The sequence below is a fragment of the Actinopolyspora xinjiangensis genome (genome assembly GCF_900104475.1).
Classification (GTDB): Bacteria; Actinomycetota; Actinomycetes; order Mycobacteriales; family Pseudonocardiaceae; genus Actinopolyspora; species Actinopolyspora xinjiangensis.
The window spans coordinates 253,436-278,937 of sequence record NZ_FNJR01000003.1 but is presented as its reverse complement, the minus strand read 5'-3'; the positions used below and the strand labels follow the sequence as shown (position 1 = coordinate 278,937).

The window sequence follows — 25,502 nt, the reverse complement described above, 5'->3', positions numbered from 1 at the left end:
GGTGCTTCGACGTTCAACGTTGCAGCTCCGATCTCGCGTTGGTGAGGAACTGCTCAGCCGTTTTCCGGGGTGACTGCAGTTCGAAGCCGACGTGGTCGTAGTCGCGCTGGAAGGCGGTCTGCAGCGCCAGATCTCCCTGCGGTGGCGCGCTCGGCGGGGCGAGCAGTTTTCCGTCCAGGCTTTCCTGGAACTCGGCGATGCGTTCGTCCAGCCCGGTCAGCGAGGGCGTGATCTTCTCCCGGATCGTCCGGTTGACCGGCAGCCCTCGGCTCACGCCCAGGATCTCGCCCGCTCTGGGATCGTTGATCAGGAAGTCGACCAGCTTCGACGCCGCCTCCGGGTGGGGGCTTTCGGCCGAGACACCGACGAGCATCGAGGGCTTGAAGTACTGCCCCGGTGTGCCGTCGGGACCGACGGGCAGCGGGGCCAGCCGCAGGCTGTCGCCGATGAGCGCCTGGAAACCACCGACGGCTGAGTCCCAGGTGAACCCGGACAGCGCGTTGCCCCGTCCGAACGGCATGTTGGCCGCCGAACCGTCGATCTGGGTGGTCTGCCGCGCCGGACTGACCGCGCCCCGCTGGCTGAGCTCGTTCGTGGTGCGCCAGAACCTCGCCAGATCGGCCGCGTCGTAGTTCAGCCCGCCACGGTCGGTGTAGAGGCTCTTGCCACGCCCGCGCAGCCACACCTCGAACCAGTCCTCGCTCCAGCCTGGATCGGTGGCGCCGGTCCTGTCGGTGGCCTCGCCGAGCTGGCGCATCGCCCGGCTCCAGTCCCGCCAGGTCCAGCCGAACTCCGGCTCGGGCACTCCCGCCCGCCGCCACCGCGCGGAGTCGTAGACCATGACCTGCGAGGTGCGTCCCATCGGGATGGCGTACTGCTCGCCGTTCGACTGGCCGGTGCGCAGCATCGCCGAGGTGACTTCGCCGGTGCTGATCGAAGGCCTGTCGTCGAGGTCGAGCAGCAGCCCCGCCGAGGCGTACTGGCTGATCTGGCGGTAGTCCAGCTGCATCACGTCGGGAGCGTTACCACCGGCGGCCTGGGTGGCCAGCTTCTGGATGTAGGAGTTGTAGCTGGAGAAGGAGGTCTGCACCTCGATGCCGGGGTTGCGGCGTTCGAACAGCTCGACGGCCTCGTTGGTGACCTCGGCGCGGTCGGCGTTGCCCCACCAGCTGAACTGCAGCTCGATCTCGCCGCCAGGCGCGCCGTCGGCTTTCGCGCCGCATCCCGCGAGCAGGCCGCACAGCAGCAGCAACGCCGTGGTCACCACGGTGAGTTTCCCGGCGCTGGTCGATTCCGGGGCTCTCGGGGGTTTCTGCCGCATCACTCGCCTCCGTACGCGACGGTCGTGCCGGGGATCTCGTACTCGTCGCGCCACCCGCACATCCCGTGGCCACCGCTCCGGGAGGGACGCGCCAGCCGCACCCGCGAGCTCGCCAGCTCCGAGACGTCGCCCTCGGCGAGCGCGTCGAGCCCGGCACCGGTGCGTTCGGCCGCTGCCAGCGCGCCGTCGCGCCACAGCTTCTTCCAGTGGTCCAGCCGGGGGGTCACCAGTGCCGCGGCGGCCCGGTGGAACTCGCGCAGCGGTTCCGGGTCTCCCGAGCGCAGCGCGTCCCGCAGCGGCAGGTAACCGGTCACGGCCAGATCCCTGCGGCGTCGGGCGGCCGCCTCGGCGTCCGGGCCATCGGGCAGCGTGGCCGCCTCGGCGTAGGCGTCCGGATCGGCCAGGATCTTCGGCGGAAAGGTGAACACCGCGTCACCGGCCTCGGGCAGTCCGCTGTTCTGCATCAACACCGTCACGCGCAGCGCCTCGTGACCCACCATGCGGTGCACCGTGCCCGGTTCGAACCAGACGACCGCCCCGGGGGACAGTTCGTCCTCCCGGTATCCCGCGGTGCTCAGGGTCTGCACCACGCCCTCGCCCCGGGTGACCACGTAGGCCTCCGTGCACGCCAGGTGCAGGTGGGGACTTCCGCCGCCGAGCCCGTCGTCGGTGGGCCAGTCGTAGCAGTCCACATGGGATATGCCGATCGCTCCGGGAAGCGGTATCGGCCGGTCTTCGGTCATGCCGACCTCCTACCAGGAGTGCTCGTCGAGTTCTCGTTCGATCCGTTCGTGATCACGGGCCCCGTCGGCCAGCAGGATTCGATAGGTGTAGGAGAAGTCCTGTCCAGGGGGGAGTTCGAACTCCTCGAAAAACGCCCAGGACAGCGCCACGGCCGGGGTGGGGTTCGAGCGTACGAACCAGTGGGACTCGTGAATGGCCCCGCTGTTGGCCGGGGAGTGTTCGAAAACCACAGTGGAGTGCCGGTCGACCCCGTCGTGCTCGCCGACGAAGCCCAACCAACGGGCCCGGCGGCCCATCATCTCCTCCTCACCGGAGGCGCCGTCGGGGCCGAGCACGGTGCCTCCGGTGAAGTCGCGGGGGCCGCGCCAGTGCAGGCCGGTGTAGCCCGCCATCTCGCGTCCGGCCGTGGTCGGACTGCCGAAGCGCAGCGGCCGGTCGCGCACGTTGGTGAGCCGAATCGACCAGTCGAGCGCCCAGCTGCCCCGCTCCGGGGTCACCGAGTGCACCCGGATCGTGCGGTGCTCCCGCGCCCAGGGGGTTCCGTCGTTGTGCAGCCAGCGCAGTCGTTCGACCAGACGCATCTCGTCGGTCGCGACGTCGATGGACTCGAACTCCTCGTGCCGCATCGAGCCGATCCGGTCGGGGAGCTCGCGGTAGCCTTCCCCGGTGACGTAGCTGTGTCCGCCCCAGAAGTTCTGGCCGGAGACGTGGCTGGCGGTCAGCTGCAGGCCCTTGTGCCAGCGGTGGTCATTCGGGCGGTATCCCGTCACGGTGTTTCCGGCCAGGGTGCGCAGCGGGTGGGCGTAGGGTTTCCGCGACTCGTACTCGACCGGGTCGGGTTTGTACACGTAGGTCAGGATCTCGGTCCCTCCGGCCGAGACCGTGATGTTCTCGCCGTGCCGGTGGGTCACGATGATCGGATGACTCATGAGCGGTCGGCCTCTCCGTCGCCGGTGAGCTTCTCGGGAGCGCCGCCGTGGACCACGGCGTGGAACGGGTCGTCGGGGCCGATCTCGCCCGAGCGCACCGCTCGGCCGGTGGCGGCGGACTTGTACAGCGCGGTGACCAGCTCCAGAATCCCGCGGCCGTCCTGTTCGCCGCAGGGCGGACGTCGTCCCTCGCGCACCGCCGCGACCAGCTGCCGCAGCATCGCGCCGTGGGAGCTCGGCTCGTCGTGCGCCGGGCTGCGCCAGCGTTCGATCCGTGCCGCGTCGGTGACGTGCGGTGCGGGGGTGTAGTGCCAGTCGGCGTTGCTGTGCCCGTACAGGTGGGTGAGCTCGACGGTGGCCTCCGAGCAGTCCAGGCGGATCCTGCTCACCTCGTCGGGCGAGAGCACGCTGTTGACCACGGTGGCCATGGCACCGGAGTCGAACCGCACCAGAGCCGTCGAGACGTCCTCGGTGGCCACCTCGTGCCACAGTCGTCCGGTCATGGCCCGCACCTCGGTCCAGGGGCCGAGCAGGTGCAGCAGCAGGTCGAGCTGGTGGATGCCGTGGCCCATGGTCGGACCGCCACCCTCGGTCTCCCACCTGCCGCGCCACGGCACGGCGAAGTACTCGGAGTCGCGGTACCAGGTGGTCTGGCAGTGCGCGACCAGGGGCGTGCCCAGCTCGTGCGCGTCCAGCAGCTCGCGGGCGTGCCGCGCGCCGGAGCCGAACCGCTGCTGGAACACGAAGGAGACGTAGGGGCCGTGCTCTCCCTGGGCGGCGATCATCTCCTCGTAACCGGCCAGCGACAGGCAGGGCGGCTTCTCGCACCACACCCACGCCCCGGCGCGCAACGAGCGGGTGACGTGGTCGACGTGGGAGGCGGGTGGGGTGCAGACCGAGACGAGATCGGGCTTCTCGGTGGCGAGCATCTCGTCGATGTCGGTGTAGCCCCGTGGGCCGGGATGGTTCGCCAGGAAGGCGTTCAGCCGTTCGGGGGCGAGGTCGACTGCTGCCACCGGCTCGACGTCGGCGTGTTCGGACATCGCGGTCAGGTGGTGCGTGGCGACCGCGCCGGTACCGATGATCGCGGCGCGCAGGCGGTGGTCGGTGGGGGACGTGGCTTTCTCCTCTCTGGTGCGTCGAGGCCTTCTCACCTCGACCGGAAGGCTGGAAAGCGCTTTCTCGTGTTGCGAGACATTAACCCGGTTGTAACGCCGACCACAAGGGGGACGGTCGATTTGGGAGGTCGCCGGGAGCCGGAGTGTCCGCTGACCGGGGTTCGACTCCGTCAGGGCGCGTAGATCGGTGTTCCCGGAGGAGCGCCGGTAGTCGTAGCAGTGGAGCGTGCGGCGGTTGTGCCGTCCGATGAAGTGCCTGTGGTGGTGTCGCAGAATGTCTCGGATGGAACCCTTACCGGAATTTGTCGAGGCTTCGCCCGACCGGGGGCTCATCGGCTTCTGCGGTGACCACGTCGAAAACCACGATATCGACCTGCACCAAGCCGACGAGAGTGGTGTGTTGGAAAGTGACGGCCGGGAGAACTATTTGCGGACGGAGCAGACATTGGCGCCGGTGACGTTGGTTTTCACCGGTTCGGAACCTGCGATGACAGGTCTGGAAATGCTCGGCCGGACCGTGCTCGACATCCCGACCGGTCGAGTGATCGTCGACGAGATCACGATCGGTGTCCAGGGCCCTTTCGTGTTGCCCGAGGGGCCCGGTAGTTACCGGCTCACGATCCACGGGGATCCGTGCCGGATACGTCGAGCCGCGGAGGTCGTGGATCGGATGCTCGACGAGGACGTCGAGGGGCCACTGTTGGCCCGCGAGGACGGCGAGAACCTCGAGCGCTATCACGTACGACTCGAACGAATCGGCGACGCGGTGGAGACGGTGGTGGAAGAGGAACTCGAAGATCCACTGTGACGGCCGAGAACACCGAAAGCGGTGCGGTGAAGCGCAACGCCGCGTCGGCTCCACCGCACGCATGTCGGTTTCGGTGACGAACGATCCCGACCGGCTCGGTGAAGTGGAATCGCCGAGCCTGCTCGAGAGTCAGCAGAAGGCGGTCGGTCGGTTTTCGGACGGACTCAGCTCCCGCAGCTTCGCGCGTTCGCGTGCAGCGCGAGTGCCGTGTTCGGTCCGAGGGTGGCGGTGAACCGACCATCGGAGTCGACCGTGACGGGCGTGTCACGCTGCACGTCGCAGTACTCGCCCGCGGGCAACGAGGTCCGGAAGGTCCGACTCAGCGAAGTGGTTTCGTGGTTGATGGCCACGAACCCTTCGCTGCCGCGTCCGAACGCGATGGCGTCGTTGCCGTTGTCCCACCAGTCGGTGACGCTCGTGCCGTCGGTGGCGTTGCGGAAGGCGACCATCGCCTCGATCTCGGGCCAGGCGTGCTGGCACTTCCAACCGTCCTGCCAGCACGCGTTGACCGTTCCGCCGTTGGGCGGTCCGGCGTCGGTGTCGCTGAACTCGTAGCCCGAGTGCACGTCGGGTGAGCCGTAGGGCCAGGCCAGCATGAACACGTTGGCCAACGTGTAGTTCGCGCCGTCCTTGTAGCTCAACGTGTCACCGTTGCGTTCGGTGTCGTGGTTGTCCACGAAGACGGCTGCCCGGGAGGAGTCCATGTAGCCCCAGCCCTCACCGTAGTTGTTCAGGTAGGCGAGCTTCTCCTCGTCGAACACGCGTTGGAGGTCACGGGCGTAGCGGAACTCCTGGACGTCGCCGGTTCCGAGGTACTCGGTGGGCGAGACGACCTCACCGGAGCCGTGGATCGCCTCCTGCTTCCAGTACACGTCCGGTTCGTCGAGGCGGGACTTGATGTCGGCGAGGTCGGAGGCGGCCATGTGTTTGGCCGCGTCTATGCGGAAACCGTCCACTCCCAGTGACAACAGGTCGTCGAGGTAGGCGGCGATACGTCCGCGCACGTATTCCTCACCGGTGTCGAGATCGGCGAGATCGAGCAGTTCGCAGTTCTGCACGCGCCACTTGTCGGTTGTGTAGTCGGACTGGTTGATCCGGGACGTGCAGTTGTCGAAATCGTAGGGGGAATAGATTCCGGGGTAGTCGTACTTCTCGTAGCTAGAACCGCCGGTCCCCGTTCCCGAACCCGCCGACATGTGGTTGATCACCGCGTCGGCGATGACTTTCACGCCAGCCGCGTGGCAGGTATCGACCATCTCGGCGAAGGTGGCGCGGTCGCCGAGGCGAGAGGCGATCCGGTAGCTCACCGGCTGGTAGGAGGTCCACCACTGCGGTCCCCGGATGTGCTCCTGAGGTGGGGAAACCTGTACGGCGCCGTATCCGGCCGGACCCAGCCGGTTCGTGCACTCCTCGGCCACCGAAGCGTAGTCCCATTCGAACAGCACGGCTGTTACGTCCTTGTCGCTCGGTAAGTCGGCTCGGGACTGCGGTGGCGCGGCAACGGCCAGTGCCGCACTCGCGAGAAAGGCGAGTGCCGCGCCCAGGGGTTTTCGAAGCATGATTCCTCCGGAGCGGCGGGAACGGGGCGTTGGTGAACTTCCGCGTCGCGTAAAAGATCTTGTTTTCGTTGCGTTTTCCGTCGTGTAACGGAGTGCCGAAACGATGCGGTGAATACCGCGTCCAGTCAATATCTGAACAAATCTTGCTTTTTGACGTGCGAATATTCGCCCGGTTTCCGGGTTTCCACGGCACCTGAGGCCGGGGTCGCCGCTGGCTGTGAGGGGCTGGGCGGACGCGAACAGCGGCACCGTCGGTGCGTGCGCCGAGCCGGCTCGTCAGGCGGGCTCGCCGACGGTCGGTTCTCGGTCAGGAAGAATCGTTCCCGCCGTCCGAACCGGATGGTCCTCGCCCGTTGCCGTCCGTGACGGAAGCCGACTCGCCGCGGAGACCGTCCGATCACCGGATGCGGTGCTCACCCACCGCTTCGGGGCGAGACGCGTTCCCGTGGCGGGACCGGGCCGGAGAACCGGACGACCTTCCGCGCGCTCTCGTCGTTGCCTCGCCTGGCGGCGCTGGTGAGTTCGGACAGCGTCGCGGCCAGTTCGGCACTGTCGCCGCCCGCTTCGGGCAGTCGGGGCGCGGGAAGGCACACGTCCATCGCCGCTTCGAAGTGCTCCAGGTCCAGATAGGCGAAGGCGAGTTGACAGCGCAGCCGCGACTCCGCCAGCGGATGTCCCAGCCGGGAGGCTGCCTCGATCCCGAGCCGGTGCGAGTCGATCCAGTCGCGGTAGTGCTTGCGGTGGAAGAAGAACCCCCACATCGCTTCGCACAGTTGCCAGACCGGTTCGTCCCACTGGTTGTGGTGGGCCTCGATGATGACGGCCCGCAGATTGCCCCGTTCTCGTTCGAACCAGTCCAGCGCGGCTTCGGGGCCGTCCCAGACCGGCCAGTCGTTGGACCGGTGCGGGTAGTGCTGCCCGAACCGGGGGCGTCGGGGGGTGACCACCAGGTCGGCCTCCACGGCTCGGCCGATGTACCAGTCGATCACGCTGTGCAGTGTCCGTCGCCTGGTGGGCGGGGAATCCTCCACCAGACTCATGGTCCGGGCGTGCGCGAGGACGAGATCGTGGAACCAGTAGCGCTCGGGGTCCGCCTCCAGCAACCTGGCGTCGCGGAGTTCCGCCAAGGCCCGCTCGCAGTCGCTGCCCTCGATTCCCGCGAGGTGCCGTGTCAGCTCCACGGGAAGGTCGCCTCTGGGATGCTGGGCGAGTCGCCGGTAGAGCGTGGCGGCCGGTGAGGACAGTCCCCGGTAACAGATGTCGACCACCGAGCGTGCCGAGAAGTCGTCACTCGGGGGCAGCGTCGCCAGGCGTTGACGCTGCTCCCGCAGTTGGTTGGCGGCGTGGGCCAGCGAGCGGTGCGGACGGGCCGCCAGCCACGCCGAGATTTCGGTGGCGGCCAGTGGGGAGCCGCCGCACAGCTTGGCCAACAGTCTCGCGTTGCCCATCTCGCGCAGTACCCGGGAACGCCCGAGCTTGTGGGAGAGGAGCTGGATCACCTCCTCGGCGTTCAGCGGTGCCGGCTCCATGAACCGCGCGCCCTCCATCGTCAGACCGACCAGGTGACTGCGGCTGGTGACCAGCAACGTGCTCGTCGTCGAATCCGGCAGCAGCGGCCGCACCTGCGCGGTCGAGACGGCGTTGTCCACCAGCACGGACAGGGAACGCCCCGCCGTGAGCGAGCGGTACCAGCTCAGGCGTTCGGACATCTCCAGTGGAACCCGCTCGGCGGGCACGCCCAGTGCGCGCAGCAGTCGTCCGAGCAGCTCCGCCGCCGCGATGGGGTGTTCGGCGGAGCGGGTGCCCGCGTCGACGTAGAGCTGGCCGTGGGGGAACCTGCGTTCGTACTGCCGCAACCACTGGCAGGCCAGCGTCGTCTTGCCGATGCCGCCGGGGCCGGTGAGCGCGATGACCAGTGCCCGCTCGGACTCCTCGCGGTGCCACGCCTCCATGCGGTTGAGCTCGGAGACCCGGCCGACGAAGCTCTCGGGAGGTGGGGGGAGCTGATGAGGGGTGAGTGGAACTATGCCCACCCGGCTCGGGGCGAGTCGGGGAGCCCCACCGCCGCCTCCCTCGTGGATGACCGGTTCCGAGGTCTCGGCCGGGGTCGCCGTTGGTCTGTCGGTGCGGACCGTGTTGTTGGCAGCGTCGTGGGGGGCGATGTCCGCCGCGGGGACATCCCCTGTCACGCTCGTTTCCACACTTCGTGGCATACATCCGACTCCGCCCGTACGAGCAACCGGTCACTCGGGACAACCCCGCCGTTCGTCTCCCTCTCAGGTAAATGTGTTCGGCGGTCTCGAACAAGCACTTCCACCGGCGAGTCCGGAAATCGGGGCGATCTCCTTCCGCGCTGGTCGCGGTCGTTGTGCCGCGACGCGCGTGAGCCGGGCGGCTTCCGGCGCGGCGAGTTCCCGGGAAGCCGCCGCGCCGGCGCGCTGAAAGGTGACCGCTGCCGGACGCCGTCCCGGATCCGTGTCGGGATCTCAGCCGTCGGTCGTGGCAGCGGCCGTGACGCCGCAGCAGGAGCTCCGCTCGTCGCCGTCCTCGGCGCCACTGAGGGTGGGCGATTCCTCGGTGACGGTGTAGACCTCCCAGGGTTCGCGGCCGGGGCCGTGGACCCAGACCTTGTCCTGGGTGGCGTAGCAGCAGGTGGTGTCGGTTTCGACGTTGGTGAACAGGCCGAGGTCGGACAGCCGCCGGGTGGCCTCGTGGACGGTGCCGCCGTCGGCGACCTCGACGCCGAGGTGGTCCAGCACGGTGTCCTGTCCCTCGTCGCCTTCCAGGAGCACGAGTTTCAGCGGGGGTTCGGCGACGGCGAAGTTGGCGTATCCGGGCCGCAGTTTGGCCGGTTCAGTACCGAGCAGCTTGGTGTAGAAGTCGATCGATGCTTGCAGGTCGGCGACTCGCAGGGCGAGTTGAACGCGGGACATGACCACTCCTTTGATTAGATGTTTGTCTATTCAGCTGACGGCTCGCAGTTTGCGCCCTGAATTGACAGCTGTCAATATAGAGCTATGTCGAATCAGGTGCGGGACGACGAGGGGCTGTGCTGCTCACCGATGACCGGGGAACCGTTGTCGGCCGAGCAGGCCGCGGAGCTCTCCTCGGTGTTCAAGGCGCTGGGGGATCCGGTGCGACTGCGGCTGCTGTCGCTGATCGCCGCCCACGCGGACGGGGAGGCGTGCGTGTGCGACCTGTCCGGCGCGTTCGAACTGTCCGGGCCGACGATCTCGCACCACCTCAAGGTGCTGCGCGAGGCCGGTGCCATCACCGGTGAGCGTCGGGGTACCTGGGTCTACTACCGGGTGCTGCCGGAGACCCTGCGCCGGTTGGCGGCCGTGCTGGGACCTGCCCCGTCGGCGTCCACATCGGCCTGAGCGGCCCGGTGGAGCGGCTCCGGTACCGCTGTGGGTGAGGATCGCGGCCCCGTCATGCCGTCGGGCCGCGCCCTCGACGTGTCGAGCGGCGGAGTGCTCCTGGAGCCGTCGAGGGTTTTGGGGTGAGTGTTCCCGAATCGGTCGAACGAAGTTCCGTCGTGAGTGTGACCAGGACTAGTGCGAGGTGACGAGTGTCGGAGACGACTCAGCGGTCGGCGGCGGGAGTGGCCGCACGACTGTCGGTGATGGACCGGTTCCTTCCGGTGTGGATCGGTGCGGCCATGGTGGCCGGGTTGTCGCTCGGCCGATTCGTGCCGGGGGTGAACACGGCGCTCGACTCGCTGCACGTGGTCTCCGGGGTGTCGCTGCCGATCTTCGTCGGGCTGCTGGTGATGATGTACCCGGTGCTGGCCAAGGTGCGCTACGACCGGCTGGACACCGTCACCGGTGACCGGCGCTTGCTGGTCAGTTCGCTGGTGGTCAACTGGCTGGTTGGCCCCGCGGTGATGTTCGCGCTGGCCTGGACCTTCCTGCCGGACCTGCCCGAGTACCGCACCGGGTTGATCATCGTCGGGCTGGCCCGCTGCATCGCCATGGTCATCATCTGGAACGACCTGGCCTGCGGTGACCGCGAGGCAGCGGCCGTGCTCGTGGCGCTGAACTCGGTGTTCCAGGTGATCGCCTTCGCCGGATTGGGGTGGTTCTACCTGAGCGTGCTGCCCGGCTGGCTGGGACTGGCCCAGGTGGGGCTGGACGTCTCGGCCTGGCAGATCGCCCAGTCGGTGCTGATCTTCCTCGGTGTCCCGCTGGTGGCGGGCTACCTGTCGCGGCGGGCCGGAGAACGCGTCAAGGGCCGTGCCTGGTACGAGTCCACCTTCCTGAACCGGGTGGGACCGCTGGCCCCGTACGGCCTGCTGTTCACCATCGTCGTGCTGTTCGCGCTGCAGGGCGGGGCGATCACCAGCCAACCCCTCGACGTGGCCAGGATCGCGCTGCCGCTGCTGGTCTACTTCGTGGTCATGTGGGCGGGCACGTTCGCGCTCGGCAAGGGCTTGCGCCTGTCCTACGAGCGCTCCACGACGCTGGCGTTCACCGCGGCGGGCAACAACTTCGAGCTGGCCATCGCGGTGGCCGTGGCCACCTTCGGCGTCACCAGCGGTCAGGCCCTGGCCGGGGTGGTCGGCCCGTTGATCGAGGTGCCCGTCCTGATCGCGCTGGTCTACGTCAGCCTGGCCGCCCGTCGCTGGTTCGCTCCCGACCCCGCCGCTTCCTCCACCGCTGTCGCCGAGTCCGTCCGGCAGTGACCGCCACCGACAGGTTACGAGGAGATCCTGTGCCCACCATCCCCGAAGTGCTGTTCGTCTGCGTGCACAACGCCGGACGCTCCCAGATGGCCGCCGCACTGCTGGCCCACCACGCCCGGGGGCGGGTGGCCGTGCGCTCGGCCGGTTCCACGCCCGCCGAGGAGGTCAACCCCGCCGTCGTCGAGGTCATGAACGAGCTCGGCATCGACCTCTCCCGCCGGTTCCCCAAGAAATTGTCCACAGAGGACGTCGAAGCCTCCGACGTGGTCATCACCATGGGGTGCGGGGACGCCTGTCCGGTGTTCCCGGGCAAGCGCTACCTCGACTGGGACCTCGACGACCCGGCGGACCGAACCGTCGATGAGGTCCGTCCCATCCGCGACGACATCGACGCCCGGGTGCGGCGGCTGCTGACCGAGCTGATGTGAGGCCGGGGAACGGGGTGGATCTCGTTGGTTCGCCCCTTCCGGCCCGTACGAGGGTGTGCGGGCCGACCGCCGAGGAATCGACCCCACCGGTGTCACCCCGGTGTCCGCTCCACCCGCGAGGCCGAGGCGGGGTCGTCTTCGCGCCCCGGTGGTTTCCCGCCGAGGGGCCCACGCGCCGACGAGTGAGCGGGTCCAGCCCTCGGGAAGCCGGGGAACCTGTCGCTCTGGTTCGTCACCGTGACGATTTCCGAGTGCGGTCCCTCTGAAGTCCCGGTTCGGACATTTAATCTAATAGCGAGTCGCCTCGTTTCTCGACGAGGGGGATATCTCCCGGCGTTGAACCGAGCGCCACCGGGCCCAGCGTGCCCGCAGCGGCTTGCCGTGCGCACCCCAGCGAGTGCTGTGACACTCGGCGAATGGTGGAGCATCCGGGGGACGTCGAACGCCCCACCTCCGATGAACAACTCCCCGAGCGGGAGTCCGCGCGCCAGCCCGGCTGGCACCCGGTCGGCGTCGAAAGCTCCCGGCAGGCGCACACCGAGGACGTCGAGACACCGGACTCCGCCACGGCGCGACCGCACGAGATCATCTTCGCCCCGGCGCCGGGGGAGGAGACCCCCACCGCGCCGGACTCCGCCCTGGACCAGGGCGAGACTCCCCTCGTCGGGCTCCGGATCGTCGTCGCCGACCACGATGTCGGGCTGCGGCGGCGCACGGCCGAGCTGCTGCGCGAGTACGGTGCGCGGGAAGTCGTCGAGGCCGGTGACCGCGAGAAGTTCCGCACCGTGCTGCGGACCCGTCCCCGTGCCGAGAGCCGCTGGCACGTCGCGCTGTGGGACCGGGAGCTGGAGCCGGATCCCGAGGGGCTCGCCGAGTTCCTCAACACCTGCAGGCACGAGTTCCCCGGTACGGCGTTCGTGCTCACCACCGACGAGATCTCGACCACCTCGGCGGTGAGCGCGCTGCGCGGGCGCGCCTCCGAGATCGTCACCCGTCAGGCTTCCGGAGCCGAGCTGGCCGAGACCGTGCTGCGCGCCCTGCGGGACCGGCAGCAGGACCACGAGGAGACGCGCGGTGGCCGGGAACCGTTCCGGATGCTGGTGGTCGGTGCCCACCCCGACGACGCCGAGATCGGGGCGGGCGGAACCATCCACCGCCGGGTGCGGGCCGGTTGGGAGGTCACCGTGCTGACCATGTCGCACGGCGCGGTCGGTGGTGATCCGGACGAGCGGGTCCGGGAGGCACACGCGGCCATCAACTCGCTCGGCGCGACGCTCCTCCTGGAGGACCTGCCCGACGGCGCCATCCTCGACGACGTCGAGACCGTCCGCCGGATCGAGCGGGCGGTGCGGCGGGTCCAGCCCGACGTGGTGCTCGTCCACTCCGAGAACGACACCCACCAGGACCACCGAGCCGTCTACCGGGCCACCGTCTCCGCCGCGCGCGGTGTGGAGCGGTTCGCCTGCTACCAGTCGCCCTCGGCCACGGTGGAGTTCGCGCCGAACCGGTTCGCCGGGCTGCGCGAGGAGGACCTGGAGGCCAAACTCGCCTCCATCCACACGCACGGCTCGCAGGCCAGTAGGCGGGCGTACCCGCGGGAGGACCTGCTGCGGGCCACCGCGCGCTACTGGAGTCGTTTCACCCGGGAGCATTACGCGGAACCGCTGGAGCTGCTTCGGGTCAGCGGTGCGAGTTGACAGTACGTCAACCGCTACGTCGGGTTCGAGTACATCACCGCGCGGGCCGCCGCGCGGCGCTCGCAGAACGTCATCGGAGCCGTGGCCTGCCCGGCGGGCGGCGCCCAGCTGCTTCGCTGCTGTTCCCGCTGCTCACCGCAGCGGCCGCCCTCGGTTCGCCTGCCACGCGTTGTGGGTGCTCGGCCTGGCCGGTTGCCTGTTCACCACGCTGTCGGGCACGGCGGTCGACCGCCTCACGGCGCGGCGCTGCTGGCCGCCCGGCAGCTCTGGCTGGTCTGAGCCCGTGAGCGGGGAGTTCGTCGTGCTTTCCGGGCGCTCTCGCGCGTGCGGCGCGGATTCCAGCGCGCGGAGCCGCTTCGTGGGAAGCACACTGGGTCCTGTCAGGAGCTCGTCGGGAGAAGGGAACTCCGCTGAAGGGGCTGCTTTCGCTGCTGGCGGTGGCTTTGCTGGTGTGGTGGATCAAGGAATCACCCGCCGAAGCCGCCTCGGCGGTGCGACAGGGGTTGGAAATGCTGCGGCAGGCGGCCGAGTCGGTGAGGGTCTTCCTCGAACAGCTGCCGTCGCTGTCCTCGTTGACTTCCCAGCGGTAGGCGGTCGCCGCCCGACACCGGGGGTTCGCGGTGGAAGTCGGTAATCAGTCGGTGTAGAGCGCCTCGGCCAGCAGGGCCAGGCGGTTGGCGAGCACGAACTCGCGCAGCGGGGCCGGGCGCAGGTCGATCGTGGCCAGTGTCCCGCCGCGCATGTCGAAGCGTTCCGCCCGGTACTCCCCGCGACCGGGGTCGTCGAACTCCGGGCCGTGGCGCACGGATTCGTCCATGGCGGTCAGGCGTGCCACGAAGAAGTGCTGCACGGTGATGCCGCCGGAGCGGGCGGTGCTGCTCAGGAACACGCGCTTGGCGCCGGTGGCGGTGGCTCCCATCTCCTCGGCGATCTCGCGGTGCATGGCGGCCTCCAGCGAGGCGTCCCCGTGCTCCAGTCCGCCGCCGGGCGTGGTCCAGTAGGGGGCCGTGCCCGGTTTGGTGCGGCGCAGCAGCACCAGCTGCTCCTCGTCGTCGATCAGGATGGCCCGGGCGGACCGGCGTTGGATCCGTACCGCCGGCTGGGACGTGCGCTCTCGCGTCATGCCGGACAAGCCTACGTGCCGCGGGGTGTTCACCTCGTCGTGGCGGTGCGCGTGCGTTGCTTCCTCGTCGCTTCGCTTCACGGTGTGGTTACGCGTCGTGTCGTCCCATCCGGTGTGGTGCTCTTCCCGGCGGCGGGCGGCTTCGCCGCCGTGCTGCTCCGTGGCGTCGTCGTGTCTCGGTCGGGACGCCTCCTCGCGCGGATAACGCGGGTGTGTCCTCGTGATCACGGATCGGCAACTTCGTGAGGTGAATCTCCTGTAAAGCGACCCGACGGTCGGTTTCGTTACGCCGAACGGTCCTGTTCGCACTGCTCAAAGTGAGCATTGTTCGCGTTTCTGGCAGCATCGATGCTGTGTGCTGGTTTGTCTTGAACCGCCCGCCACCGGCGAGGCGGAGCAGCGCGTTGGAGGTAGTCGAGTGCGAACGTCCCGTCCGGGACGCCCGTTCAGATCACTGGGGGTAACTCTCCTGGTGTTCGCGGTACTGGGGTCTCCGTTGAGCCAATCGGCCGGTGCCACCGCACGGGCCGCCGCGGCCGAGCCTATTTCCTCGGAAAGGCCGGCGGCCGTGCACGGCGGTAATCTGTTGGCGGATCAGATCGCCCCCGATACGGCACCGATGGTTTCGTCACCGCTCTATCAAGCGGACAACAGTTGGCACGGTGGCACGGATGTGCCTGGTGAATTCACGTTCAGTGCCGCCGGAGTCGCCGATGTCGACCATTATTTCTACGGATTTCAGGAGCCGCCATCTACCAGGGTGGACGCGGACTCAGAAGGGGGTGATGCCACAGTCACGTTGACCCCGCCCACTGACGGTGCGGTGACTTTGTACGTGCAGAGCGCGGATGCGGCCGGCAACCGCAGTCCAGTCGCTGCTCACCACTTCTATGTTCGCTCGGGTGATGGCCCGGCGTCATACTGGCGACTCGACGGTGATGTGACCGACTCGTCCTCGCTCGGAGGACGGGACGGAACCGCACGCGAAGGGGTTTCATGGCAGCCCGGTGCGATGGAGAGAGCGGTGAGCCTGGACGGAACCGCCGACCATGTGACCGCACCGAACACCCTCCCGACCAACGCCAGTTTCACCGTCTCCGCATGGTTGAAGCCGGACGAAGTCGACGGTAGCCCCAGAACGGCGGTTTCCCAGGATGGTGAAGTGGTCAGTGGTTTCCGGCTACAAGTCACTTCCGAGGGGAACTGGTGTTTCCGGATGCCCGGTTCGGATGTTGCGGGCGGCGGAAGCGCTCAAGCCTCCGTCACTTCGAAGTCGCCAGTCGCTACGCAGCAGTGGACACACCTCGTAGGTGTCCACGATGGGGCTGCGAACGAGATCAGGCTTTATCTCAACGGTTCACTGGTTTCCACTCGGGCTTATACCGGCGATGTGGTGACCGAAGGTGAGCTGGCGATCGGACGTGCGCGGAACGACGGTGCCGCCGCTGAGTACTGGGAAGGCGCTGTCGACGAGGTACGGGCTTACGATCGCGTCTTGACCGGTGGCGAGATTCGTGCCCAGGTCGTCGCGGATGACGTACGTACCGGGTATTGGAAGTTCGATCAGGGCGATGATGCCACGACCGTGCCGAACAGCATCCCCGGTGGACAACCAGCCACAGTGCACGGTGGGGCCAACTACACCGAGGGCGCGCGGGGAGCGGCCTTACGGTTGGACGGAACCGATGATCATGTGGTCGCGGCGAAACGACCGGTACGCACTGACCTTTCGTACTCGGTCTCCTCATGGGTGAGACTTGACGAGAGAACTACTGACCCCGTCACGCTGGCCAGTCAGAACAGTCCGAGTAAGGCCGTGTTCGAGTTGGGGTACTCGGGGGCCGAACGGGACAGTTGGAACTGGACGTTGCGGGGAGCGAATGGTGACGACGATGCCCCGAGCGTCACCGTTTCCTCCGAGCGGCCACCGAGGCTCGGGGTGTGGACTCATCTGACCGGCGTCTATGATGCGGCGGCTGATGAGGCCCGGCTGTTCGTCAACGGTGAGCAGGCCGGGGTCGCCGAATTCGGAGCCGCTTGGCATCCGGACAAGGGGCGGTTCGAGGTCGGCCGAGCCAAGCATGCCGGTGCTTGGGACGGATATCTGCCGGGTGCCGTGGACGAGTTGTGCACCTACGGTCGTGTACTGCGGGGTGATGAGATCCGTGACATCGTCATGGCCGACGAAGTCACGGCTGGTTCCTGGGCGTTGGACGGAGACGTCACCGATCAATCCGTCCGTGGGCTCGATGGAACGATACACGGCGACCCTGAGTGGGAAAGCGGACGGAGCATCACACCGGAGCCGAATGATCAGGCCATTCGACTCGACGGGGTCTCGGAGTACGTCGGTGTTCCCAACGCGGTGGACACCACGAGGAGCTTCTCCGTGTCGGCCTGGGTCAAGCCGGAGCGGATCGGCGAACGTCGTGTAGTGCTCTCGCAGGATGGAGACAGCACCAGTGGGTTCCGTCTGGAACTGACCAGCGGGGGCTTGTGGAGCTTCACCATGGGCGGAGCAGGTGGTGAATCGAAGCGTGTCACGGACGACAAAGCCGCGCGACAGGGTGTGTGGACTCATCTGATCGGGATTCACGACGCACGGAGCGGTGAGATCAGCCTGCACGTCAACGGATCCTCAGCGGGGTCCGCATCGCACACCGCCGCATCGAGTATGCCGGGTGAAATGGCGATCGGACGTGGGCTGCTGGGAGGCGAGCAGACGGCTTTCTGGCAGGGAGCCGTCGATGACGTAGCGCTCTACAGCCGGGCGCTCTACGCGGGTGAGCCGGAGCGTATCGCCGCGCGTGAGCCGGATCTGGTGCACAAGCTGCGGATGAACGAGTCCGGCGGCGACACCGCCTCCGATTCCATCGGCGGTCGTGCTGGAACGCTGCACGGTGATGCCAGCTTCGTTCCGGGCCGTTCCGGTAATGCGGTCTCGCTGGACGGCGACAGTGACTACGTCTCGACCTCGGCGGTCGATCTGCGTACCGACGAGAGCTTCACAGTCTCGGCGTGGGTGTACCTCTCCAGCCAAGAGCAGGGGAGGTCGATCGCGGTGAGTCTGGACGGCGTCAACACCAGTAAGTTCCGTTTGGGGTACTTCCGGGACATCAACAGACCCTTGGGTGCGTGGTTCTTCGAGATGCCCGAATCGGACACCGAATCGGCGCGGGTGACTTCGGCCGCTGAGTCGGTTCGATCGCCTGAACTCGACACCTGGACTCATCTGATCGGGGTCTACGATGCTGATGCAGGAAAGTTGTGGCTCTACGTGGACGGCAGTCGGATAAGTGACGGAACGGTGAACAACACCTGGCAGGCAACCGGTGGGCTGCAGCTCGGTCGCGGTAGGACTTCTGGTTCCTATGGGGATTCCTGGACAGGAAGGGTGGACGACGTCCGGCTCTACTCCGCAAAGTTGTCCGGTGACCGCATCTATTCGCTGCACGACTCCTACGGGACGAACTGAGTTCTGAATCCAATTTCAGAAACGAATTCGCGTCAGCGGTGACCGGTGGGGCACGTGCCGTTCAGCGGTAGTGCTCCACCGGTTGCTATTCTTGACCAGGTTTTTGGTTTTAGTGGGGCGGTTCGTGAGAACACCTGTGTCGCAAGCAGTTGCCGGTACCTACGTCCGCCTCGGTGGTGATCCGCTCGGGTTGGACGAGGTCGGTCCTCCGGAGGAAGATTAAGACGAGAGTGGACAGGAGTGGCTCCCGGCCCCTCGACAACGGGAACCACCGCGCCCGGCCGACGATACGCACCTTCGAGGAAGCCCCGACCGCGTGCTGGAGAACCTGCTCACCGTGCTGCCCACCGGAACGTGGCACAGTCTCACCCGCCCCTGGCCGCTGTCGTCCGGGGCGGAAGTGGTGCTCCGCTGGTCACCGCGCCCGGACGGGCGCCGGGCCGTCATCGCCGATCCGCTGGTGCACGTCACCCAGGAAACACCGCGTCACTCGGCCACCGGGACCTCGCGGTGAGCCCCGAACGACGCTCCCGCACCGCGCCCTCTCCACTACCGCGCCGCCGTGCCGTCCAACAGTACCTTCCGGAACTCGGCCACCAGCGGCCGCAGGTCGATGTGGTGCCAGGAGGCCCACAGCCGCACCGAGGAGTCGCACCAGGGCAGCTCGCGCAGCACCACGTCCGGGGGAGTGCCGCGCAACACGCTGCGCTGCAGCAGCGCCATGCCCAGCCCCGAGGCCACCAGCCCCAGCGCCGCCAGCGGTTCGGGCGCCACCGTGCGCACGCTCGGGGTGAACCCCTCGGCGGCGCACGAGCTCAAGAACTCCCGGAACTCCTCGCCGGCGTCCTCGCGACCGATGGCGATCCAGGGCTGGTCATCCAGATCGGGCGGTTGGATTCGCTCGTGGCTCGCCAGCGGGTGGTCCGCGGGCAGCGCCAGTACCAGCGGGTCCCGCAGCACCAGTTCGGACTCCAGCACCGGGTCGTTCTCGGCCGGTGGCGCGTCCACCAGCGCGACGTCCAGGCTCCGCCTGCGCAGTGCCTCCAGCTGCTCCGCGCCGGTCTGGTTGTGCAGCGAGACGTGCACGTCCGGCCGGTCCCGGCGCAGTGAGCGCAGCGCGCCGGGCAGCACGTCGGCGTGGATGGCGTGTTCCACGTAGCCCAGGCACAGCCCACCCGTCTCGCCCCGACCGAGCCGCTGGCCGAGCGACTCGAGCCGTTCGGCGTGTCGCAGCAGCGCCCGCGCTTCGGACAGGAACACCTCGCCGTCGGCGGTCAACCGGACGCGTTGCCTGCTGCGTTCGAACAGCACGAGCCCCAGCCGTCGCTCCAGGTCGGCGATCCGGCGGCTCAACGGTGACTGCGAGATGCGCAGCCGCTCGGCGGCCCGCCCCACGTGCTCCGTCTCGGCCACGGCGACGAAGTACTCCAGCTGACGTAGCTCCAACATGTCAGACCCTCACCGCAACAACCTTCGCCAATCGAGTCTTGGACAGCTGTAACAGGTGCTTCTAGCGTCGGTGGCGAGGGGCCGGGACCGGCCCGCACCACGCACGACGAGGAGTACACGTGAGTATCCGATCGTTGTTGTCCGGCGAGACACTCGGTTTCGGCGCCGCCCCGGTGGGCAACATGTTCCGCGCGGTGCCGGAGGAGGACGCCGCCGCGACGATCCAGGCCGCCTGGGACAACGGCATCCGCTACTACGACACCGCCCCGATCTACGGAGCCGGGCTGTCCGAGATCCGGCTCGGCAGGGTGCTGTCGCGGTACGAGCGCTCCGAGTACGTGCTCAGCACCAAGGTCGGCCGCGTGGTCGAGTACGAGACCGAGGAGCCCGCCGATCCGGACGAGCGGGGCGGCATCTTCGCGCACGGGCGCCCCAACCGGGTCCGCAACGACTACGGCTACGACGGCACCATGCGCTCGATCGAGCAGAGCCTGCGGCGGTTGGGCACCGACCACATCGACATTGCCTGGGTGCACGACATCTCCCCGGACTTCTACGGCGACGACTGGCTCGACGCCTTCGCCGCCGCGCGCACCGGGGCGTTCCGCGCGTTGACGAGCCTGCGCGAGCAGGGCGTCGTCGGTGCCTGGGGCATCGGTGTCAACACCGTGGAGCCGTGCGAGCTGACCCTCGGGCTCGACGAGCACACCCCGGACGCGTTCCTGCTGGCGGGGCGCTACACCCTGTTCGACCACTCCTACTCGTTGCAACGGTTGCTGCCGCGCTGCGCCGAGCGCGACGTGGAGCTGGTCGTGGGCGGCCCGTTCAACTCGGGCGTGCTGGCCGGTGGGAAGCACTTCGAGTACCAGGAGGCCTCGCAGCGGGTGCTCGACGACGTCGACCGGCTGCGAAAGATCGCCGAGCGGCACGACATCGACATCCGGGCCGCCGCCCTGCGGTTCCCGCTGGCCCACCCCGCCGTGGCGGCGACGATACCGGGCATGTCCCGCCCCGAGCGCGTGAGCCAGAACCTGGAGCTCTCGCGCACCCCCGTCCCGACCGGGTTCTGGCAGGAGCTGCGCGACGAACGGCTGGTCGACCCCGCGGCGCCGCTGCCGGACGGCGTCTGAGCCGTCCGTGCCGGCCCGGCATGATCGCCGAGCACGCCGGGCGGCTCCGGCCCCACCTCTCCCGGTGCCCGAACCGGAGCATCGCTCGGCGCTCGGCACGGCCCGGTGAGCGCTGAGGTGAGGAGCTCCCGGCCGTGCGGTCCAGCCGAGCTGGGGTTCGCGGCGGTGTCCCGGGGCGTCGAGCGCTGCCGCCGCGAACGCGGTCCCGTCCCTCGGCGGGGGGACCGCCCCCGCCGGGACTACCGGCTGTGGTGTTCGCGGAGCTCGTCGACCAGGCTGTCGGCGACACCCCGCCTGGCCAGCAGGGGGATCTCGTCGGTTCCGCTCGCCGGTTCGGTGTCCACGTGCATCACCCGAACGGTGGTCCCGTTGCGTTCGAGCACTTTGGTCAGTCCCGGTTCGTCGAGCGGCTCGTCGGTGGCCAGCAGCACTCTGGTGACCGCCTTCGGGTGAGGTGCCGCGGCGCGCAGCGCCGTGTACACGGCGCCGCCGCCCGCCACCAGCTCGATTCCCGCGCCGCCGTCGAGCTGTCGTTCCAGCAGTGCGCGTACCTGCAGCAACCCGTCGTCGGCCACGGACAACGGGAACCAGTGCAGCGGCAGGGTTTCGGCGAGTCCGGACCACGGACCCGGCGGGCATCCCGCGCCCCGGCCGTCCGGATCCAGTACCAGCACCGCGTTCGTCTCCTGGCCCGAGCCGGTCGAATCGGTGGTGTCCATGCGGACCTCCTGTTCCTCTGCGGCCCGGATACCCGACATCGGCCGGTTCCATGCCCGATCGGCGTGTCCGATTTTTCGCTTCGGGATCGTCGCGGCGCACGCGCCCGCCGCGAGCGACCGCACCGTGGCCGGGGCTCAGGAGAGCTCCCGTCCCAGCAGCCACGCCTGCCTGCGCCGGTTCGCCTCGGCGCACCTGCGCGCGAGTCGTGTCGTGCGCCGCCGTTCCGGGCCCGCTCCCTCGCCGGGGGAAGTGTGCTCCCTTCCGCGGGCGCTCCCGGTCGGCCCGCCCGCTCGGTAACGCTTCTCCGTGCTCATCTCCACCGCCTCCTGCGTTTCACCCGTGAGCGCTCGCCCCGTGCGAGCAGTCTATATAGACAGGTCTGTACAGACAATTGGACCGACTCGGTCGGGACCGTCTTTCCCCGCTCACCGGCCGGAGAGTCGGCCACGGCCGAAGAGGTGTCCGAGCGCCTACGCCTGTTCACCAGCTCCTCGCCGCGTTCCACCGAGCTGGACGGCACTTGCCCGAGAGGGGTGCGCCGCCGTCCGGTCCGGGCCGTGCCGACTCGACGGGGCACACCCGCCCGGGGGCAAGCCGCACCCCGGATCGAGCCGGACGTCGCGGTGATCACCGCGCACGTACGGACCCTGCCGTAGCCTCTGCTGGCGTGAGCTCCTCCGCGATCCTGTGGTTCCGCCGCGACCTGCGACTCTACGACCACGCCGCACTGCTGGCCGCCGCACGCCGGGCCGACTCGGTGCTGGCGGTGTTCGTCCTGGACGACAACCTGCTGCGTCCAGCCGGGGCCAACCGACGCCACTTCCTCTACGGGTGTCTGCGCGAGCTGGACGAACGGCTAGGCGGCGCACTGCTGATCAGGCGCGGCGATCCCGCCGAGGTACTGCCCGAACTGGCCGAGCGTGTCGGGGCGGCAAGCGTGCACGCCTCCGCCGACACCAATCCCTACGGTAGCCGCCGCGACGAACGCGTGCGCGCCGCGCTGGAGGAGAGGGGAATCGACTGGGAAGTGACCGGATCACCCTACGCGGTGACACCGGGACGGATCACCAAGGCCGACGGCACCCCGTACCGGGTGTTCACCCCGTTCCGGCGGGCCTGGTCCGAGCACGGTTGGCCCGCCCCCGCCGAGACCGGCGTGGACACGGTGGACTGGCTACCGAGCGACGGACTCGGCGGGCTCCCCCTGCCCGACGGCGATCCGGAAGCCACACCGGAGCTGCCGCCACCCGGTGAGTCCGCCGCGCTGCGTCGCTGGCACGAGTTCGTCGAATCCGGTGGCCTGGCGGAGTACCACAGCCGGCGCGACCGCCCGGACACGGCGGGAACCAGCAGGATGTCGGCCTACCTGCGCTGGGGGTGCGTGCACCCGCGCACCCTGCTGCGCGAGCTGTCCCGGCTGGACCACCACGGCGCGGGCAGCTATCGCAACGAACTGGCCTTCCGCGAGTTCTACGCGGACGTGCTGTGGAACCGGCCGGACAGCGCCCGGCACAACTTCGACCCCCGTTTCGACCGGATGCCGCTGGACACCGGCGCCGAGGCGAGCACGCTGTTCGACGTGTGGTGCGAGGGGAGGACCGGGTTCCCGGTCGTGGACGCGGGGATGCGCCAGCTGCTGCACGAGGGGTGGATGCACAACCGCGTCCGGATGATCGTGGCCAGTTTCCTGGTCAAGGACCTGCACCTGCCCTGGTGGTGGGGAGCGCGCCATTTCATGCGCCACCTCGTGGACGGCGATCTCGCCTCCAACCAGCACGGCTGGCAGTGGGCGGCAGGCAGCGGCACCGACGCCGCGCCCTACTTCCGCGTCTTCAACCCCACCACGCAGGGCGAGAAGTTCGACCCGTCCGGCGAGTACGTGCGTCGGTACGTGCCGGAGCTGCGGGGACTGGCCGGAGCGCGGGCGCACCGGCCGTGGCGGTCCGACGCTTCACTGGCTCCGGACTACCCCGCTCCGCTCGTCGACCACGCCCACGAACGTCAGGAGGCGCTGGCGCGCTACGAGCGCATCAAGAACCCGTAGTCGGAAGCGGCCCCGCGACCGCGCACCGGTGGGTTCGCCGCACTGCCCGCCCGCCGGGGGCACGGTCGCCGAGCGTTCGGGTCACAGTTCCAGCGGGATGCGGTTGCCGGCCGCGCCGAGCATCGCGGCGATCGCGTCGGCGATGTCGGGGGTGTGGTCGCGGTTCTCGGCGTGGGCCACCCGCAGGTTGACCGAGTGGCGTTCCGCGTCGTGCCACTCGGGCCAGCCGCGCCGGGCCCGTTCCTCCAGCGCGGCGAAGTCGGGCAGCGCCTCGGTGGTGCTGTCGAGCAGCCAGCGCAGGTACTCGCGCTGCTGGGCCAGCGCGGAGTCGGCGTGGCTGACCACCGGCCCGTGGCCCGGCACGAGGGTCTCCGCCCGGAAGGACTCCAACCAGTCCAGCGCCTCGAGCCAGCCCGCGACACTACCGTGCAGCGCCAGCGGGGTAACGCCGTGGAACAGCAGGTCGCCGGTGAACACCACGCCGTCGTCGGGGTGATGGATCACGAGGTCACCGTCGGTGTGGGCACGGGTGGGCACCGGGTGGATCTCGGCGCGGGTGCCCCCCAGGTCCACCGTGGTACGCCCCGTCACGGGGGTGATGTGCTCCGGGGGATCGATCGAGCCCCAGTCGGCGTACTCGAACAACTCGGGGTAGGTGTGCGGGCCCGCGTGGATCTCCTCGACGGCGCTGTCCGCGGCGTAGACCGCGCCGTCCTGCTCCACCACCTGCCGGGCACCGTGGGAGTGGTCGCCGTGGGCGTGGGTGAGCACCGCGGTCAGTGATGTCTTCGGTTCGGGGCCGAGCGCCGCCTCCAGCAGGGCACGGCTGCGGCCCTCGGTCGCGCAGGTGTCGACGAGCAACGTGTGCCGTTCGCCGGTGATCCATCCCGCGTTGTTGTGGAACCAACCGCCCGGAAGCTGCAGGTAGGCGGTGCTGTGAGTACCGGTACGAGTGATCGCGGTAGCCGACACTGAGTGGGTTCCCCTTCCGGAAACGAAGATCAAGGATGCCGTTCGGCCATGCTATGCCGCACGGCCGCCGCGCCGTGCGCTGCTCCGTCCGAACTCGACCGATTCAGCGTGTCGTCGTACCGGAGCCACGCCGCGCCCTCGTACTCGGACGGAGCGTGTGTATCCGGCCATCTCGGTTGGGTTGTTACGTTTCGTAACCAGTGTTGTCTTCGAATTTTCAGTGTAAAACGAAATCAAACAGAACCGAAAAGCACGCACTTTCACCAACGGCCGTCCCTCGAACCAACGCTTAGGATGGCCGGATGGGACACCCCGAGACACCGGACGGGCGTTACCTCGTCGTACGAGGCCGGTTGTGGCGACGCGCGAACCCGGATCTCGATCCGGAGGAACGGGCCGAACTCGTGCGGGACCTGATGGCCGCCCGCAGGTGGAAGCGGGACGCGATGCGCCAGGGGGATGAGGCAGCCAGGGAGGAGGCCAGGGCCGCGGTGGAGACCGCGAAGCGCGCTCTCGGTGAGCGTGGCCCCGTCTGGTGGACCGACGGCGCCCCCGACCTCACCGGGCGCTCGGTCCGTGACACGCCCTACGCGGCGTGGTTCGCCGCGCTGTGGGATCACGACGAGCCCTCGGCCGAGTGAACCGGGATCGGTGAGGTCGAGCTCGACCGCCCTTCAGTGATCTCGTTCGAGGCATTACTTCGGCTGTGCTCTGCCTCTTTCTCGTCCGTGTCCGCAGCACGAGAACTTTCCAGGTTGTCGAGGCATACCGCGTGACACCGATCGTATCTCGTTCGGGCTCGGTCGAGCTCGCCATGTCGATGTCGTGGCTGTCGCCACCTCATTCTTACCGGCGGTTCGAGGGCGGCAGTGGAGGAGCTGTACGCATTCCTGCCGCGTTCTGCGTGTCACTGCTTTCCGGGCGAGCACGCGGTGCCCCCTACCCGGGCCGGGGCGCTGCTCGGAGAGGGGAGCGCGGTTTCCGCGCCCGTCCGATCCGCGCCGGTGTCGAGCCGCGTGCGGTTCTTTCCGGGGCCACGACAGCGCGAGCTGGACGCGGCACTGGACAGGATCGCCGAGGCCCGTCCGGGGTGGTGGGACGACTCGTCCCCGCTGGGATGAACGTTTCGGCCGTGCTGAGCGTGCGGGACGATGGGACGAGGCGAAGGAGGATCGTCCGTTTCCCCGACCGGTCTGGAACCACCAAGAAAACGAAAAGTATTTATTTCGTTGGGAATAGGTCGAACGTGTCAGTTAGGTCAGCTTGCTCCTTCGAATGACACGTAATGACACGTACGGATG

At 68.5% G+C, this 25,502-nt stretch carries 23 protein-coding genes; 11 read left to right on the top strand and 12 right to left on the bottom strand.

Annotated features, from left to right (window positions below; translation table 11 throughout):
• Window positions 1-13: 13 nt before the first annotated feature.
• Genes BLQ75_RS06200 through BLQ75_RS06185 form a run of 4 tightly spaced genes read right to left on the bottom strand, consistent with a single transcriptional unit; the run spans window position 14 to window position 4,148 of the window.
• Complete coding sequence (locus BLQ75_RS06200; RefSeq protein WP_092599120.1) at window positions 14-1,321, bottom strand: ABC transporter substrate-binding protein; 1,308 nt, start codon at window positions 1,319-1,321, stop codon at window positions 14-16.
• The gene (locus BLQ75_RS06195; RefSeq protein ID WP_092599117.1) at window positions 1,321-2,064 is read right to left on the bottom strand and encodes a cupin domain-containing protein; all 744 of its coding nucleotides are present in this window, start codon (window positions 2,062-2,064) and stop codon (window positions 1,321-1,323) included. Before BLQ75_RS06195 ends, BLQ75_RS06200 begins: the two co-directional genes overlap by 1 nt.
• Window positions 2,065-2,073: 9 nt before the next feature.
• The gene (locus BLQ75_RS06190) at window positions 2,074-2,994 is read right to left on the bottom strand and encodes a DUF6807 domain-containing protein (protein WP_092599114.1); all 921 of its coding nucleotides are present in this window, start codon (window positions 2,992-2,994) and stop codon (window positions 2,074-2,076) included.
• Complete coding sequence (locus BLQ75_RS06185; protein WP_244515278.1) at window positions 2,991-4,148, bottom strand: Gfo/Idh/MocA family protein; 1,158 nt, start codon at window positions 4,146-4,148, stop codon at window positions 2,991-2,993. The genes BLQ75_RS06190 and BLQ75_RS06185 overlap by 4 nt, the downstream gene beginning before the upstream one ends.
• Before the next feature lie 451 nt (window positions 4,149-4,599).
• On the opposite strand from BLQ75_RS06185, the gene BLQ75_RS06180 reads away from it, so the two are divergent.
• Window positions 4,600-4,920, top strand: a complete 321-nt coding sequence (locus tag BLQ75_RS06180) for a hypothetical protein (RefSeq protein ID WP_139182926.1) — start codon at window positions 4,600-4,602, stop codon at window positions 4,918-4,920.
• 164 nt (window positions 4,921-5,084) lie between these two features.
• Here BLQ75_RS06180 and BLQ75_RS06175 read toward each other — a convergent pair whose 3' ends face one another.
• The 3 genes from BLQ75_RS06175 to BLQ75_RS06165 all read right to left on the bottom strand — a co-directional run bounded on the left by BLQ75_RS06175 (window position 5,085) and on the right by BLQ75_RS06165 (window position 9,412).
• A complete protein-coding gene (locus BLQ75_RS06175; RefSeq protein WP_092599106.1) occupies window positions 5,085-6,479 on the bottom strand; it encodes an alpha-amylase in 1,395 nt (464 codons plus the stop codon).
• A gap of 413 nt (window positions 6,480-6,892) precedes the next feature.
• Window positions 6,893-8,668, bottom strand: a complete 1,776-nt coding sequence (locus BLQ75_RS06170) for an NB-ARC domain-containing protein (protein ID WP_170837354.1) — start codon at window positions 8,666-8,668, stop codon at window positions 6,893-6,895.
• Between the two features lie 297 nt (window positions 8,669-8,965).
• Window positions 8,966-9,412, bottom strand: coding sequence for an ArsI/CadI family heavy metal resistance metalloenzyme (locus BLQ75_RS06165; protein ID WP_092599100.1), 447 nt, complete (start codon window positions 9,410-9,412; stop codon window positions 8,966-8,968).
• 84 nt (window positions 9,413-9,496) lie between these two features.
• On the opposite strand from BLQ75_RS06165, the gene BLQ75_RS06160 reads away from it, so the two are divergent.
• From BLQ75_RS06160 to BLQ75_RS23360, 5 genes are all read left to right on the top strand, one after another.
• Window positions 9,497-9,859, top strand: a complete 363-nt coding sequence (locus BLQ75_RS06160; RefSeq protein WP_092599097.1) for an ArsR/SmtB family transcription factor — start codon at window positions 9,497-9,499, stop codon at window positions 9,857-9,859.
• 245 nt (window positions 9,860-10,104) lie between these two features.
• Complete coding sequence (gene arsB, locus BLQ75_RS06155; RefSeq protein WP_092599680.1) at window positions 10,105-11,163, top strand: ACR3 family arsenite efflux transporter; 1,059 nt, start codon at window positions 10,105-10,107, stop codon at window positions 11,161-11,163.
• A gap of 29 nt (window positions 11,164-11,192) precedes the next feature.
• Window positions 11,193-11,591, top strand: a complete 399-nt coding sequence (locus BLQ75_RS06150) for an arsenate reductase ArsC (protein WP_092599094.1) — start codon at window positions 11,193-11,195, stop codon at window positions 11,589-11,591.
• Between the two features lie 416 nt (window positions 11,592-12,007).
• A complete protein-coding gene (locus tag BLQ75_RS06145) occupies window positions 12,008-13,288 on the top strand; it encodes a PIG-L family deacetylase (RefSeq protein ID WP_092599091.1) in 1,281 nt (426 codons plus the stop codon).
• Between the two features lie 437 nt (window positions 13,289-13,725).
• On the top strand, window positions 13,726-13,878 hold the full coding sequence (locus BLQ75_RS23360) for a hypothetical protein (protein WP_170837353.1): 153 nt from the start codon (window positions 13,726-13,728) through the stop codon (window positions 13,876-13,878).
• A 44-nt stretch (window positions 13,879-13,922) separates the two neighbouring features.
• On the opposite strand, the gene BLQ75_RS06135 is transcribed toward BLQ75_RS23360, so the two are convergent.
• Window positions 13,923-14,411 (bottom strand): NUDIX domain-containing protein, encoded by a 489-nt coding sequence (locus BLQ75_RS06135; RefSeq protein ID WP_092599677.1) that lies wholly within the window; start codon window positions 14,409-14,411, stop codon window positions 13,923-13,925.
• 619 nt (window positions 14,412-15,030) lie between these two features.
• Here BLQ75_RS06135 and BLQ75_RS06130 point away from each other — a divergent pair.
• Together BLQ75_RS06130 and BLQ75_RS06125 are read left to right on the top strand one after the other, a co-directional pair.
• Window positions 15,031-17,886 (top strand): LamG domain-containing protein, encoded by a 2,856-nt coding sequence (locus BLQ75_RS06130; protein ID WP_342028288.1) that lies wholly within the window; start codon window positions 15,031-15,033, stop codon window positions 17,884-17,886.
• A gap of 316 nt (window positions 17,887-18,202) precedes the next feature.
• Complete coding sequence (locus BLQ75_RS06125) at window positions 18,203-18,400, top strand: hypothetical protein (protein ID WP_092599082.1); 198 nt, start codon at window positions 18,203-18,205, stop codon at window positions 18,398-18,400.
• 35 nt (window positions 18,401-18,435) lie between these two features.
• On the opposite strand, the gene BLQ75_RS06120 is transcribed toward BLQ75_RS06125, so the two are convergent.
• Window positions 18,436-19,335 (bottom strand): LysR family transcriptional regulator, encoded by a 900-nt coding sequence (locus BLQ75_RS06120; protein WP_092599079.1) that lies wholly within the window; start codon window positions 19,333-19,335, stop codon window positions 18,436-18,438.
• Window positions 19,336-19,454: 119 nt separating this feature from the next.
• Here BLQ75_RS06120 and BLQ75_RS06115 point away from each other — a divergent pair, with 119 nt between their 5' ends.
• The gene (locus BLQ75_RS06115) at window positions 19,455-20,465 is read left to right on the top strand and encodes an aldo/keto reductase (protein ID WP_092599076.1); all 1,011 of its coding nucleotides are present in this window, start codon (window positions 19,455-19,457) and stop codon (window positions 20,463-20,465) included.
• A 239-nt stretch (window positions 20,466-20,704) separates the two neighbouring features.
• Here BLQ75_RS06115 and BLQ75_RS06110 read toward each other — a convergent pair whose 3' ends face one another.
• Window positions 20,705-21,184, bottom strand: a complete 480-nt coding sequence (locus BLQ75_RS06110; protein WP_139182924.1) for a hypothetical protein — start codon at window positions 21,182-21,184, stop codon at window positions 20,705-20,707.
• A 135-nt stretch (window positions 21,185-21,319) separates the two neighbouring features.
• Window positions 21,320-21,499, bottom strand: coding sequence for a hypothetical protein (locus tag BLQ75_RS06105; RefSeq protein ID WP_139182923.1), 180 nt, complete (start codon window positions 21,497-21,499; stop codon window positions 21,320-21,322).
• Between the two features lie 353 nt (window positions 21,500-21,852).
• Between BLQ75_RS06105 and BLQ75_RS06095 the strand changes: the two genes are divergently transcribed.
• Entirely contained in the window at window positions 21,853-23,229 is a 1,377-nt protein-coding gene (locus BLQ75_RS06095) for a cryptochrome/photolyase family protein (protein ID WP_211481193.1), read from the top strand.
• An 81-nt stretch (window positions 23,230-23,310) separates the two neighbouring features.
• On the opposite strand, the gene BLQ75_RS06090 is transcribed toward BLQ75_RS06095, so the two are convergent.
• Complete coding sequence (locus BLQ75_RS06090) at window positions 23,311-24,201, bottom strand: MBL fold metallo-hydrolase (protein WP_092599065.1); 891 nt, start codon at window positions 24,199-24,201, stop codon at window positions 23,311-23,313.
• A gap of 302 nt (window positions 24,202-24,503) precedes the next feature.
• Here BLQ75_RS06090 and BLQ75_RS06085 point away from each other — a divergent pair, with 302 nt between their 5' ends.
• Complete coding sequence (locus tag BLQ75_RS06085) at window positions 24,504-24,842, top strand: hypothetical protein (RefSeq protein WP_092599062.1); 339 nt, start codon at window positions 24,504-24,506, stop codon at window positions 24,840-24,842.
• The last annotated feature ends 660 nt before the right edge of the window (window positions 24,843-25,502 follow it).